At 48.3% G+C, this 259-nt stretch carries 1 protein-coding gene; it reads right to left on the reverse strand.

Annotated elements, in window-relative coordinates:
• Positions 1-259 (reverse strand): TonB-dependent receptor plug domain-containing protein (locus ACWA1B_RS23025; RefSeq protein ID WP_456910977.1); only part of this gene is annotated, 259 nt, incomplete at both ends.

Genomic DNA, 259 nt, shown 5'->3' on the forward strand with positions numbered 1-259 from the left:
AATATATAGAGGATCGTTACCATCGTTCCTAATGCTGTTCTGCCCGCGGATTTGAATTGCGAAACCTCCGCCTGGCATGCCAGTATTTTGTGTGATATTTACGCCTGACATTCTTCCCTGCATTGTCGCAAACACGTTAGTGACGGGCTGGTTCTCGATATCTTTTGAAGTAATCCGGGCGATGCTCCCCGTCCGGTCACTCTCCTTTACAGAATAGTAACCAGCATTCACCCGGACTTCCTGTAATGTGGTGGTATCG

Source organism: Flavobacterium xizangense (assembly GCF_054075145.1).